The 13,458-nt window shown below is 70.8% G+C and carries 9 protein-coding genes; 3 read left to right on the forward strand and 6 right to left on the reverse strand.

From position 1 onward, the window contains the following. The first annotated feature begins 1 nt into the window (after position 1). A complete protein-coding gene (locus tag G7043_RS48875; RefSeq protein ID WP_313888291.1) occupies positions 2-1,039 on the forward strand; it encodes a GrpB family protein in 1,038 nt (345 codons plus the stop codon). Here G7043_RS48875 and G7043_RS38870 read toward each other — a convergent pair. Then, positions 1,017-1,988, reverse strand: a complete 972-nt coding sequence (locus tag G7043_RS38870) for a GlxA family transcriptional regulator (protein WP_166053701.1) — start codon at positions 1,986-1,988, stop codon at positions 1,017-1,019. The genes G7043_RS48875 and G7043_RS38870 overlap by 23 nt on opposite strands. A 49-nt stretch (positions 1,989-2,037) precedes the next feature. Here G7043_RS38870 and G7043_RS38875 point away from each other — a divergent pair, with 49 nt between their 5' ends. Then, the gene (locus tag G7043_RS38875; protein ID WP_390829154.1) at positions 2,038-2,433 is read left to right on the forward strand and encodes a cupin domain-containing protein; all 396 of its coding nucleotides are present in this window, start codon (positions 2,038-2,040) and stop codon (positions 2,431-2,433) included. 64 nt (positions 2,434-2,497) lie between these two features. Here G7043_RS38875 and G7043_RS38880 read toward each other — a convergent pair whose 3' ends face one another. Beyond that, on the reverse strand, positions 2,498-4,630 hold the full coding sequence (locus tag G7043_RS38880; RefSeq protein WP_166053703.1) for a choice-of-anchor P family protein: 2,133 nt from the start codon (positions 4,628-4,630) through the stop codon (positions 2,498-2,500). Positions 4,631-4,795: 165 nt separating this feature from the next. On the opposite strand from G7043_RS38880, the gene G7043_RS38885 reads away from it, so the two are divergent. After that, complete coding sequence (locus tag G7043_RS38885) at positions 4,796-7,531, forward strand: BTAD domain-containing putative transcriptional regulator (protein ID WP_166053704.1); 2,736 nt, start codon at positions 4,796-4,798, stop codon at positions 7,529-7,531. Positions 7,532-8,214: 683 nt separating this feature from the next. Here the strand turns inward: G7043_RS38885 and G7043_RS38890 are convergent. From G7043_RS38890 to G7043_RS38905, 4 genes are all read right to left on the reverse strand, one after another. Then, on the reverse strand, positions 8,215-9,750 hold the full coding sequence (locus G7043_RS38890; RefSeq protein WP_207312311.1) for an ATP-binding cassette domain-containing protein: 1,536 nt from the start codon (positions 9,748-9,750) through the stop codon (positions 8,215-8,217). A gap of 9 nt (positions 9,751-9,759) precedes the next feature. Further along, positions 9,760-10,638, reverse strand: coding sequence for an ABC transporter permease (locus G7043_RS38895; RefSeq protein ID WP_166053705.1), 879 nt, complete (start codon positions 10,636-10,638; stop codon positions 9,760-9,762). 73 nt (positions 10,639-10,711) lie between these two features. Further along, positions 10,712-11,662, reverse strand: a complete 951-nt coding sequence (locus G7043_RS38900) for an ABC transporter permease (protein ID WP_313888292.1) — start codon at positions 11,660-11,662, stop codon at positions 10,712-10,714. Further along, positions 11,663-13,432, reverse strand: coding sequence for an ABC transporter substrate-binding protein (locus G7043_RS38905; RefSeq protein WP_166053706.1), 1,770 nt, complete (start codon positions 13,430-13,432; stop codon positions 11,663-11,665). Positions 13,433-13,458: the final 26 nt, after the last annotated feature.

A 13,458-nucleotide genomic window follows, 5' to 3' on the forward strand; every position in this document is an offset into this window, starting at 1 on the left:
CGTGAACATCGAACTGGTCGAGTACGACGCTGCGTGGCCGGGTTTGTACGAGCGTGAGAGGGAGCGGATTCTCGCTGTGCTGCCGGGTGCGGACCTGGAGCACGTGGGGTCGACGTCGGTGCCGGGGTTGTGTGCGAAGCCGGTGATCGACTTGATGCTGGTGGTGGACGACCCGAAGGACGAGGCGTCGTACGTGCCGGCGCTGGAGGCCGCCGGGTACCGGGTGACGATCCGGGAGGACGACTGGCACGACCACCGGATCCTCAAGGGACCGGACACGAACATCAACCTGCATGTGTTCCCGCGTGGCTGTGCGCAGGTGCGGCGGCACGTGATCTTCCGGGACTGGTTGCGGGACAACGGGGACGACCGGGAGCTGTACGCGCGGACGAAGCGGGAGCTGGCCGCGCGGGAGTGGGAGCGGGTGCAGGACTACGCGGCGGCGAAGAACGAGGTCGTGCTGGAGATCCTCGAGCGGGCCTACGTGACGTGGCGGGCGGAGCCGGACGACGTGGAGTTCGTGACGGAGCACCCGCCGCACAACGCGCCGATCGTGTTGCAGGAGTACGACCCGGTGTGGCCGCAGTGGTATGCGGCGGAGGAGGCGAAGATCCGGGCGGCGCTGGGTGACGTGGTCGTGCGGGTGGAGCACTGCGGGTCGACGTCGGTGCCGGGGCTGGCGGCCAAGCCGTTGATCGACGTCCTGCTGGTGGTGCCGGACTCGGCCGATGAGGACGCCTATGTGCCGGCTCTCGTCGAAGCGGGCTACTACCTGCTGTTGCGGGAGCCGTCCTGGTACGGGCACCGGGTGCTGAAGGGCACGGTGCCGAACGTGAACCTGCACGTCTTCTCCCCTGCCTGCGAGGAGGTTGATCGGATGCTGGCCTTCCGCGACCGGCTGCGCACGCACCCGCGGGACCGGGCGGAGTACGAGGCGGCCAAGCGTGACCTGGCGGGTCGGACGTGGGAGCGGGTGCAGGACTACGCGGATGCGAAGACGCGGGTGGTGGAGCGGATCACCCTGCGGGCGCTGAGCTGAACCGGCGCCGGTAGGCCGACGGGGTCAGGCCGGTTTCGCGGCGCATCAGGGCGCGGAGGTTGGCGGCGGTGCCGAGTCCGGTGCGGCGGGCGACGACGTCGAAGCGCTGCTCCCCCAGTTCGATCAGGCGGCAGGCGAGGGTGACGCGTTCGCCGGTGAGCCAGGCGAGCGGGGTGGTGCCGAGCTGGGCCTGGAAGCGGCGGTGCAGGGTCGCGGGGCTGACGGCGGCCTGTGCGGCGAGGTCGGCGACGGTGAGGGCGGTGTCGAGGTGTTGCTGGGCCCAGGCGAGTACGGGGGCCAGTGACTCGTCGGGCAGGTCGGGTACGGGGCGTTCGACGAACTGGCGTTGGCCGCCGTCGCGGTGGGCGGCGAAGACGAGGCGGCGGCTGACGGCGTTGGCGATCTCGGCGCCGTGGTCGCGGCGGACGAGGTGCAGGCCGAGGTCGAGGGCGGCGGCGCTGCCGGCGGAGGTGAGGATGTCGCCGTCGTCGACGAAGAGCACGTCCGGTTCGAGTTGCACGGCTGGGAAGCGGGCGCGGAACTTCTCGGCCCACTGCCAGTGCGTGGTGGCGCGGCGGTCGTCGAGGACTCCGGCTTCGGCGAGGGTGAAGGCGCCGGTGCAGAAGCTGACGAGGCGGGTGCCGCGGACGTGGGCGTGACGGAGGGCGTCGAGCACGTCCGGGCGGCGGGGTACGTCGAGGGTGGGGCGGCTGGGGATGATCAGGGTGTCGGCGGTGTCGGCGACGTGCAGGTCGGCCACGCCGGTGAGGGTGAAGAACCCGTCGCGCATGAGGGTGGCCGGTTCGGGTGTGCACAGCCGGAAGTCGTAGAGGTGGCCGCCGATCTCCGGGCGGTGCAGGCCGAAGATCTCGATCGCGCAGCCGAGCTCGAACGGGTTCGTGCTCTCTTCGACGATCACGACGATCCGGTGCGAGGATTCTTGCGACATGTGCGATTCCTAGCACTCACGCCGGCCGTGCGGTAGAGGCGAGGCTGGGGTGGTGAACAGTGAACCCATCGCCCTCGACAAGGCCCTGGCCTCCTTCGACGTGCTGTGGAGCCCTCGCATCGTCACGCGCGTCAACGACTACGACGTGCGGGTGACCAAGGTCGACGGCGACTACATCTGGCATGTCCACGACAACACCGACGAGTTCTTCCTGGTGCTCGACGGCGAACTGCACATCGCGTTGCGTGAGCCCGCCGGCGAACGCACGGTGGTTCTGCCCCAGGGCTCGGTTTTCACTGTGCCGCGAGGGATCTACCACAAGCCGTCCGCGCCCTCGGGTGCGCAGATCCTGTTGTTCGAACCCACCGGCACGCTGACAGTCGGCGACAGCCACGACGAGATCCCCGACCACGTCGACGCGACGATCGGCCACGCCCTTCAGTGACGCACGCGGGGGCCTTTCGTACTGTGTGTCAGTACGAAAGGCCCCCGCGTGCGGTCCTAGCGGGTCAGCCCAGGCGACAGGCCGACAGGATGATCTCCTGGCCGAGCAGCGTGCGGACGCGGACGGCGTTCTGGATCAGCTGGCCGTTCGGCCCGGTCGCGGTCTCGTTGAGGTGCACGGTGGCGACGCCGGGGATGCCGATGGTGGCGGGGCCGGTGCCGATGGGCTGGCCGTTGAGCGTGCCGACCTTCGACGAGCCGGTGATGCCGTTCGCGTCACTCACGCACGACGCTTCGATGGCGTTGAGCTTGATCGCGCCACCGAGCAGTGTGGCTCCCTCGACCCGTGCCGAGGCGACCGTGCGGCCGGTGTCCGGGTTGAGCGTGCAGTCGGCGTGCAGGGCGTTGACCGAGGCGAGGCCCAGCACGTTGACCGTGGCGACGGTCTTGTTCTCGTTGGGCGGGCACTGGGCGTGCGGGGTCTTCGCGACGTTGATCAGGCCCGAGGCACTCAGTGCCCACGCCTCGCCGCGCAGGTAGACGACGACCTTGACGACGGCGGTGGCGGAGTCGCCGTCGTCGTCGGTCACGGTGACCAGGACGTTGTGCGCGCCGAGCTGGGTGAACTTGTGCGCGGCGGTGCAGGTGCCGCTGCCGGCGCCCTGGGCGACGGTGCCGTTGGCGACCGGGGTGCCGTCGTCGTAGTTGAGCGTGCAGGTGTGCTTGTCGTTGGTGGCGATGTCGGTGAACGGCGCGGTGAAGTTCACCGTGGTGCCGCGGGTGACGAGCGTCTTGTCGGCGCTCAGCGTGGTCTTCGGTGCGACGTTGGTAAGCGTGAGGTCCGTGGTGGCGGCGACGGGCGGGTTGACGCCGTCGTTCGCCGTGAGGGTCAGGGTCCAGACGCCGTCATCGGTGCACTTGACCGTGGTGGTCTGCGCGGCCGCGTTGGCGAACGAGCAGGTGGCGCCCGCGTCGACGCCCGACTTCGGGGTGGCGGTCCAGGTGGTGGTCAGCGCCGGGCCGTCGGGGTCGGTGACCTGGCCGGCGATGCCGACGTCGGTGCCTTCCTGCCCGGCGTACGGGCCGCCGGGTTTCACGACCGGTGGGGCGTTGACCTTGACGGTGGTGCATTCGGTGACGCTGCCGTTGCCGCCGCCGTCGGTGCCGTGCGCGGTGACGCACAGCTCGTGCGTGCCCGCTGCGAGAGGCGGGGTGTCGACGGTGTAGCCGACCTCGGCGGGACCGTCCTGCGGCAGGCCGGGCGTGATCGAGGTGATCGGGATGTCCGCGCCGTTGTTCACCTTCAGCGTGAGCTGGGTGAGCTTGGAGGCGATGACACCGGGCACGACGTCGGGCAGCTGGGAGACGTCCGGGACCTCGGTGCAGGTGCCGCCGGTGGTCTGGGCGATCTTGCGCAGCGAGCCCTGCAGGCCGGGGTTGTCACAGGCCGCGGCGTTGGACACGGCGAAGGTGAAGATCTTGATGCCGGCGTTGGCGGCCTGCTGCAGCGCGGCGTCGACGGTGCCGGGGCCGTTGGACTCGCCGTCGGAGAAGAAGACCATCAGCTTGCGCGGTTGCGGTGCCGCGGTGGCCGAGGAGATGCCGGCGTTCAGGCCACCGACGAAGTTCGTGGTGTTGCCGGCGTTGCGGGGCGTGAAGAGGTTCACTCCGCCGCCGAAGAACGCGCTGGCGAGCGCTTCGGGGACGTCCTTCGTGCCGTTGCCGTTGCCGTCGGCACCGGGTGCGACGACCTTCTGGTCACCCGCGGCGGGGCTGACGTCGACGGTCTGGCCGTTCTCGCCGAACACGGCGGCGCCGGTGTTGCCGACGACGGTGTTGGGGACGGCGGCCTTGGCGTGCAACGCCTTCGCGGCGGCGATCTCGCAGTCGAGGATCGTGGCCGGGTTGCCGTCGCCGTTCTGGTCGCCGCCACAGCCGGCGGCGACGCTGCCCTGGGTGGAGCCGGACACGTCCAGCACGTAGGTCAGCGCCGTGTCGACGACCGCGACGCCGGTGCCGATGGAGGCCTTGCCGGTGACGGTGACCGGGCCCGGCACCACGACGGAGTTGTCCGCGGGGCTGGTGATGGTCACGCCGATGCTGGTGCCGCCGGGCAGGTTTCCGGCGGCCGCGTGTGCAGGGATCGCGAGTGCCACGGTGGTCACCAGCGCGGTGCCGACCGTGATCATGGGTCTCATGCTGTGCCTTCTCCGCTCGTGAGATTCGTCCCCGACCGAACGGAAGGAGACCGCAGGTGGCGGAGCTGATACGCGGTGTCACTGAAATGCATCGATAGTCGACCTATTCGGCGCAGTCCGGGTTCCGGCCTCGTGGATCTTGTGACTCGGGAACAATCACGTCTCGTGAGGTTCGGGGTGCTCGGTCCGGTGCTGGTCGACGGTGTGGAGGTCGCGGCGCCCCGGCAGCGCGCGCTGCTGGCGATGCTCGCGCTCGACGCTGGGCGGATCGTGGGGCACGACCAGCTGATCGGCGGCTTGTACTCCTCGCCTCCCGCAGGTGCGGCCAACGCCCTGCAGTCCCAGGTCTCCCGGCTGCGCCGGACGGTGCCGGGGTTGGTGATCGAGCATCACCCGGCCGGATATCGGCTGGTCGCGGCACCTGCCGAGGTGGATGTGCTGCTGTGCCTGGAGCTGCTCGGCGCCGGGCGGGGGGCGGAGGCGTTGCGGTTGTGGCGTGGCCCGGCGTTGGCCGACGTCGACGCGCCGTTCGTGGACGAGGCGCGGCGGCGGCTGACGGAAGTGTTCATCAAGTGCGCACTTTCCGGCGGGACCCAGAACGACCTCCGAGGGTTGGTTTCCGAGCACCCGCTGCGGGAGGACGTCCGGGCCGCGTTGATGCGGTCGCTGTACCGCGACGGACGGCAGACCGAGGCGCTCGAAGTGTTCGCCGAGGGCCGTGCGCTGCTGGCCGAGGAGCTCGGCGTCGACCCCTCCCCCGATCTGGCCGCGGCGCATCTGGAGGTGCTGCGGGCCGAGGCGCCGCACCGGGGTGTGCCCGCGCAGCTCACCAGCTTCGTCGGACGGGACGAGGACCTGCGTCGCGTGGCCAAGTGGCTGCAGGACAACCGGCTCGTCACGCTCATCGGGCCCGGTGGCACCGGCAAGACCCGCCTCGCCGTCGAAGTCGCCCATCGCGAACCCGGTGAGGTGGCGTTCGTCGACCTCACCGCCACCGCCGATGTCGCGCGGGCGTTGCTGGACGGCGTCGGTGCGCGGGAGGCCGGGCTGCTGTCGGCGGGGCCCGCCAGTGATCCGGTCAGCGTCGAGGAACGGTTGCGGGCGGCGCTGACCGCACGCGAGGTGGTACTGGTCGTCGACAACTGCGAGCACGTGATCGACGAGGCCGCGCGGGTGCTGGGCGGTGTCCTGTCGGCGTGCCCGGACGTGCGGGTGCTCGCGACGAGCCGGGAACCGCTGGGGATCACCGGGGAGACGTTGAGCCCGGTCACCGCGTTGGACGACGAGGCGGCCGTTCAGCTGTTCCGCGACCGGGCGCAGGCCGTGAAGCCGGGGTTCACCGCGGATCAGGACGTGATCGCGGAGGTGTGCCGGCGGCTCGACGGGATCGCTTTGGCCATCGAGCTCGCGGCGGCGCGGGTGCGGTCGTTGCCGATCGGTGAGATCACGGCGCGGCTGGACGACCGGTTCCGGTTGCTCTCGCGCGGCAGTCGCACCGCCGCGCCCCGGCACCGCACGCTGCACGCCGTCGTGGAGTGGAGCTGGGACCTGCTCACCGACGCCGAACGCGACCTCGCCGCGCGGTTCACGGTGTTCTCCGGCGGCGCGGATCTGGCCGCGGTCACGGACATCACCGGTTCCGACGTCGACACGCTCACGTCGTTGGCGGACAAGTCACTGGTCGAGGTGGCCGACGACCGGTACCGGATGCTCGACACGATCCGCGCGTTCTGCGCCGGGCACGCACCGGATCTGCGGGAGCGGCACGCCCGCTGGTTCCTCACCCTCGCCCAGGAGACCGAACCGCATCTGCGGGCGCACGAGCAGGTGCGGTGGATCGAGCGGCTGGCCGCTGACCACCACAACCTCGTCGCCGCCGTCGCGTGGGCGACCGGGAACTCCGTCGAGCTCGCGCTGGAGCTGGTGGCGGCGCTGGCGACCTACTACTGGTTCCGGGGTCTGCGCACGGAGGCCGCGCAACAAGCCGACGCGGTGCTGCACGCGTGCGGCGAGACTCCGCCGGCGGGGCGCGAGCAGGAGTACGCGTTGTGCCTGCTGCTCGCGTGGCCCGTCGCGGCCGGCGACCAGACCGCGCGGATCCGGCAGGCCGACTCGCTGCTGGGGTTGATGCGGGAGCCGCCGCGCTACCCGATCATGACCATGATGTGGGGCATGGCGCTCGGTGCGCCCGAGGCCGAGTCGCAGATGTGGCACCGCCGCAACCGGCTGCTGGGCACCGATCCGTGGAGTGCGGCGCTCGCCCTGGTCGGTGACGGTCTCGTGGCTCGCATGCAGGGTGACGTCGTGCGCGGTCAGGACTTTCTGCGGGCGGGCGCGGTGGCGTTCGAGCAGGTCGGTGACCGGTGGGGTGCGGCGCTGGCGCTCAACCAGCTCGGTGAGCTGGTCCTGTCGCAAGGCGATGCCGCGGGCGCGCTGGCCTGCGTCGAGCGGGCCCGCGGGCTGCTCGCCGAGCTCGGGTCCACCGAGGACACGGCCGAGGTGGTCACCGGACAGGCTCAGGCCAGGCTCGCGGCGGGTGACCTGGACGGGGCGCGGGCCGACTTCGACCTCGCGCTCGGCCTGGCCCGTCGCGCCGGAGCGTTGGTCGTGCAGGCGGGCGCCCATCTCGGCCTGGCGGAGCTGGCTCGGCTCACCGGCGAATACGTGGCCGCCCGGGCGCACTGCGACCAGGCGTGGGAGCTGACACCCGGCGGCTGGTACGGGCCGGACGAGATGCGCTGTCACATCGCGATGGAACGCGGCCGGATCGCTCGCGACGCGGGCGATCTCGACGAGGCACGAGCGTGTCTGGACGACGCGCTGCGACGGGCGCTGCGGCAGCGCAACCGCGTAACCGAGAACGCGGTGCGCGCGGAACTCGCCGCCCTAGCCGGGCCTTGATCCGCCGCCACCACAACCACGGCGGCAGCCGGTGGTGGGCGATGAACGTCCACAGGTCGTCCTCGGCGACGTCGTCGGGGTGGCGGTGCAGCACCTCCAGGCACTCCCGCGACACCACGCCGTGCAGTCGCGCCACGTGCGCGAGGGCGGTGGCGCCCTGCCGGCGGACCTCGATGCGGTTGTGGTCCAACGCGCGGGCGACGCGGTGCAGCGCCACCCACGGGTCCGGATACGACAGGGCCAGGCCGATGACGGCGATGCCGACCATGTCCTCGCCGCGGTCGAACGCCGCGTCGACCTCCTCGGGCCGGGCGGTGCCCATCAACGCCGAGTAGCTGCGCCAGTCCATGCCATCCCCACGCATCGCCCGGTCCAGCAGGAACCGTTGCCTGCCGTCGGAACGCTCCCCCGTGCGTTCCCAGTCCGCGGCTAAGTAGCGCCACACCGCCGCGGTGTCCGCGCGTGAGGTCGAGGCCAGGATCCGGCACAGTTCCAAGACGTGCCCTGGCTCGCTGGCCTCGGCGAGTTCGCCCAGCACTCCGGGCGGGCGGCCCAGGTCGTTCCACGCCAGCCAGGCCAGCGTCGGCACCTCGTCCACGTCCACCCAGCCGTCGGCCCCGCCCCGCCCGATCTCGGCAGGCGTCAGCGAGGCCCGATACCGGGCGTGTTCGATCGGGATCACGTCAGACCTGAGGCACCGCGCGCAGCAAGGCGCGGGTGTAGTCATGAGTGGGGTTGAGCAGCACTTGTTCCACCGAGCCTTGTTCCACGATCTTCCCCTGATGCATCACCGCGACCCGATCGGCGATCTGCCACGCCAGCCCGAGGTCGTGCGTGATGATCAATGAAGCAAGGCCCAGCTCGCGCCGCAACCGGAGCAGCAACGCCACGATCTCCCCGCGCACCGAGGCGTCCAGCGACGCGACGGGCTCGTCGGCCACCAGCAGACGGGGTTGCAGCACCAGGGCACCGGCGATCACCACCCGCTGTTGCTGACCCCCGGACAGCTCGTGCGGCAACGCCTCCAGATACAGGCTCGCCGGACGCAGTTCCGCCCGTTCCACAGCGGCTGTGACCTGCGATTCCTCATCGTCGGCGAGGCCGTGGACACGTAGTCCCTCGGCGACCGCGTCGTGCACTGTGTGCCGCGGGTTCAGGGCGCTCGCGGGGTCCTGCAACACGAGCTGCACCTGGCGGCGGAAGGCCTTGAGCGCCTTGCCCTTGCGAGGCACCTCGACACCGTCGAAGATCACCCGACCGGAGGACGGTGTCCGCAGCCCCATTATGGTACGGGCTAGTGTCGTTTTGCCGGAGCCGGACTGCCCGACCAGCGCCACGATCTCGCCCCGCCCGATCGTCAGATCCACCCCGTCGACCGCGCGCGTGCGGCCGTAGTCCACCGCCAGGTCCCGGACCTCGAGCAGCGGCTGTGGTTCGGGCGCCGGTTCGGCCCAGCGGTGGGCCGGATCGCCGATCACCGGGAACGCCGCCGTCAGCGCCGCCGTGTGCGGGTGCCGGGGGTTCGCGATCACCTCGCGAGTGCGGCCGCGTTCCACCAGTTCGCCGCGGTGCATCACCGCCAGGTCGTCACACGTCTCGGCGAGCACCGACAGGTCGTGGCTGATCATCAGCAGCCCGAGGTCCTGCTCGGCGACCAGGCGTTTCAGCACCCCCAGCACCTGGGCCTGCACCACCACGTCCAGCGCCGTCGTCGGCTCGTCCGCGATGACCAGCCGCGGCCCGCACGCCAGCGCCATCGCGATCATCACCCGCTGCTTCTGCCCGCCCGACAGCTCGTGCGGATACGCCCGCGCCTTGCCCAGCGGCAGCTCGACCTGCTCCAGCAACTCACCGACGCTGCCACCGGTGCCGTGCAGGCGCATCGGCTCGGCGATCTGCTCACCGACACGCTGCACCGGGTTGAGCGAGTGCATCGCGCCCTGGAACACGATCGACGCCGACGCCCACCGCACCGCCCGCAACCGGCCCCACGACATCGTCCGCACGTCGTCGCCGTCGAGCAGGATCTCGCCCTCGACGTGGGCGGTCCTGGGCAGCAACCGCAGCACCGACATCGCCACCGTCGACTTGCCCGACCCCGACTCGCCCGCCAGCCCCAGCGTCTGGCCGGGCTCGAGCGCCAGGTTCACGTCGTGGACGACGCGTTTGTGTCCGTAATGGACGGAGAGGTTCTTCAGCTCCAGGCTGGGTTTGATCATATTGGCCGGCTACCTCTTCGGCGTCACAACGGCTTCGAGCGCCCGCCCGACGAGCGTGAACGCCAACACGACCACCACGATCGCGAGCCCCGGCGGCAACAGGTACCACCACGCCCGCTGCGGCACCGCCCCGTGCAGCTGAGCCTGGTGCACCATCGCACCCCACGAGATCCGCGTCGGATCCCCCAACCCCAAAAACGCCAGCGTCGACTCCGCCACGATCGCCGACGCCACCGCCAACGTCGCGTTGACCAGCACCAACGGCAACACCGACGGCAACACGTGCCGCCCGATCACATGCCCGTGCCCGCCACCCAACGCCCGCGCGCGCTCCACGAACGGCCGCGCCTCGATCGTCAACGTCTGCGCCCGCACCATCCGCGCCGTCGACGGCCAACTCGTCAGCCCGATCGCCAGCACGATCGTGCCCAGCCCGCGCGGCAGCACCGTCGACAACGCGATCGCCAGCACCAACGCCGGCAACACCAGGAAGAAGTCCGTGACCCGCAACAACACCCCAGCCGCCAGCCCACCGAAGTGCCCGCTCACGATCCCGACCAGCGTGCCGATCCCCACCGACAACACCGCCGCCGTCAACCCGACGAACAACGACGTCCCCGCCCCCTGCACCACCAGCAACGCCACCGAACGCCCGGCGTGATCGGTCCCCAGCCAGTGCCCCAGCCCCGGTGCCTGCCACGGCGCATCGCTCACCCGCGTCACGTCCAGCGCGTCCGCGGGGATGAACAGCGGCGCGATCACCGCGACCAGCGCGGCCACCGCCAGCACCACCGCGCCCGCCACACCCGCCCGGTGCGCGAGAAACCCGCCCACCGCGCCGTCACCGCGACCAACGCGGCTGAACCACCGCGTGCGGAACCCCGTCATGCCGCAGCCACCACCCCGTGCCGGCCCGCCGTGCGGGACCCGCTCGTCCCGCACCCTCGTGCGTCGACCCCGCTCATACGACCTTCACCCGTGGATCCAGCACCCCGTGCAGCACATCGGCCAGCAGGTTCATCACCACGACCGCGCCCGCCGTCACCACCAGCAGCCCCTGCAGCAGGAAGTAGTCGGGCCCGGTCAGCGCGTCGTAGAACAACAACCCCAGCCCCGGCCACGAGAACACCGTCTCCGTCGTGATCGCCCCCGCCACCACCAGCCCGAACCGCAGGAACACCAGCGTGATCGCCGGCAGCACCGCGTTCGGCACGGCGTGGCGGCGGCGCACCAGGTCGTCGCGCAGCCCCTTCGCGCGCGCCGTCGTCAGGTAGGGCGCGTGCATCTCCTCCAGCAACGACGACCGCATCACCAGCACGTACTCCGCGCACACCACCGCGACCAGCGTGAGCGACGGCAGCACCAGGTGATGGCCGACGTCGAGGGCCTGCGACACGAAGTCCGGCGCCGTGTCGGTGTCGCGCATGCCCCGCGACGGGAACAGGTCTCCCGTCGCCATCATCAGCAGCATGCCGAGCCAGAACGTCGGCACCGCCCACAACGTCAGCGACACCCCCGTCGTGGCCCGGTCGAAGCCCGAGTCACGACGCCACGCCGCGCGGACGCCCAGCCACAGCCCGAGGACCACCGCGATCAGCGTCGAGGTGCCGACCAGCAGCAGCGTCGGGCCCAGGCGTTCGAGGATCACGTCCGCCACCGGGCGCCGGAACGTGAACGACGTGCCCATGTCGCCGCGCAGCAGCCCGGTGAAGTAGTGCCAGAACTGTTCGACCAACGGGCGGTCCAGGCCGAACTGCGTGCGCAGTTCGGCCTGCATCGCCGCCGTCGTCGGCCGGCCGCGCGTCATCGAGACCACGGGGTCGCCGGGCACCACCCGGAACAGGAAGAAGCCCAGCACCGCCACCATCAGCAGACTGACCGCGGCACCACCGAGCCGGCCGGCGAGACGCACCTACTCGCGCTCCCCGGCCGTCGCGTTGCGCCGGCGCGCGTACAGCACGCTCACCACCACCAGACCGGCGATCACCACACCGCCCAGCACCAGTCCGGGCCACCTGCTGCCCGAGGACTGCGCGGCCCGTCCGGCGGGTTCGGCGCCGTAGTAACCCCACATGCCGTTCTGCGCCATGATCACGCCACCCTCCGCGGGCTGCGTGGTGAACCGGGCGAAGTGGTCGGAGCGGTAGGCCTCCAGCGCGTTCTCGTACGCCAGCACCACCGCGGGCACCTGGTCGTAGAAGCGCGCCTGCATCTGCTTCACGATCTCGACCCGCTTGCCCTCGTCGAACTCCGAGAGCTGCTGCGCGTAGAGCTTGTCGTAGGTCTCGTCGCAGAAGTAGGCGTCGGTGGTGCCGCCCTTGCCATCCGCGCCCGGCCGTTGCGCGCAGGTGTGCAGGCTCAGGATGAAGTCCGGGTCCACGTTCGTCGCCCAGCCCGAGAACGCCAGGTCGTAGGTCGCCGCCGTGGTCACCTCGTTGAGCTGGTTGTCCGTCACCAGCCGCACGTCCAGCGGGATGCCGATCTCGCTCATCGACCGCTTCAGGTACTCCGAGGCCTGCTCGTCGTAGGCGCGGCCGGCCCGGCCGATCAGCCGCAGCCCGAACCGGGTGCCGTCGGGCCTGCGCGGGAAGCCGGCGGCGTCGAGGGCGGCGTTGGCGGCGGCCGGGTCGAACTCGCGCTGTTCGGACGTGCCGGGCTGCCAGTGCCACTTGTCGAACACCGGCGGCACCAGACCGGCGCCCTTCTCCGCGTAGCCGAGGTTCACCCGCGACACCAGCGCGTCGAGGTCGATGGCCTGCGCGATCGCCCGCCGCACGCGCACGTCCTTGAGCGCGGGGTTGCCGTCACCGATCGGTTCGCCGGTTCTGGTCTGCGCGCCGGGGTTGATCAGCAGTTCGGTGAAGCGGCGGCCCTGCGCCTTGTTGCGGGTGACGCCCGCCTTGCCCTCGAGCGACTCGTACTGGGCCGGGGCCATCCGGTTGACCAGGTCGACCTCGCCCTTCGCGAGCGCCTGCACGGCGGCGTCGGAGTTCTGGAAGTACACGAAGTGCAGCTCGTCGTACTTCGCCGCGCCGCGCCAGTAGTTCTTGTTGGCCTTGAGCTTGATGAACTGCCCGGCCACGTGCTCGGTCAGCACGAACGGGCCCGACCCGACGACCGGCATCTGCTCGTTGGTGTAGTCCTTGACGCTGGTGACCTTCTCCCACACGTGCTTGGGCACGATCGGGATGTCCAGGGCCAGCATCGTCACCTGGGGCGCCTTGGTCTTGACGACGACGGTCTTGTCGTCGGTCGCGGCGACGGAGGCGAAGTTGGTGACGAAGCTGCCGTTCGCGGTCCGCGCGACCTCGTCGGTCAGCATCAGGTTGTAGGTGAACGCGACGTCCTGCGCCGTGATCGGCTGCCCGTCGGACCACTTCTTGCCCTCCGGGACCGTGAACGTCCAGGTGAGCTTGTCGGCCGAGGGTTCCCACCTGTTCGCGAGGCCCTCGGTGACCCGCTGGTCGTCGGCCGCGTAGGCGGTCAGGTAGTCGTACATCAGCCGGCCGATCTCGGTGCTCGACTGGAACACCGCGAGGAACGGGTTCATCGAGTCGATCTGCTGCGTGATCGCGACCTTGAGAATCACCGGCGTCGGAGCCTGCTCCTGGGCGGTGGCCGGAGCGGCCGACACCCCCAGTGTCGTTGCTATTGCAAGCAACGCGGACGATTTCACCCGCACGAAATACCCCTCTTCCCCAGCAGCCC

Source organism: Lentzea alba (genome assembly GCF_011067745.1).
In the GTDB taxonomy this organism is placed as follows: Bacteria; Actinomycetota; Actinomycetes; order Mycobacteriales; family Pseudonocardiaceae; genus Lentzea; species Lentzea alba.

Excerpts from the sequence above, each read along its gene's own strand:
- G7043_RS38895 (WP_166053705.1), bottom strand. The coding sequence starts at position 10,638 with ATGACGGGGTTCCGCACGCGGTGGTTCAGCCGCGTTGGTCGCGGTGAC.
- G7043_RS38890 (WP_207312311.1), bottom strand. The coding sequence starts at position 9,750 with ATGATCAAACCCAGCCTGGAGCTGAAGAACCTCTCCGTCCATTACGGA.
- G7043_RS38870 (WP_166053701.1), bottom strand. The coding sequence starts at position 1,988 with ATGTCGCAAGAATCCTCGCACCGGATCGTCGTGATCGTCGAAGAGAGC.
- G7043_RS38880 (WP_166053703.1), bottom strand. The coding sequence starts at position 4,630 with ATGAGACCCATGATCACGGTCGGCACCGCGCTGGTGACCACCGTGGCA.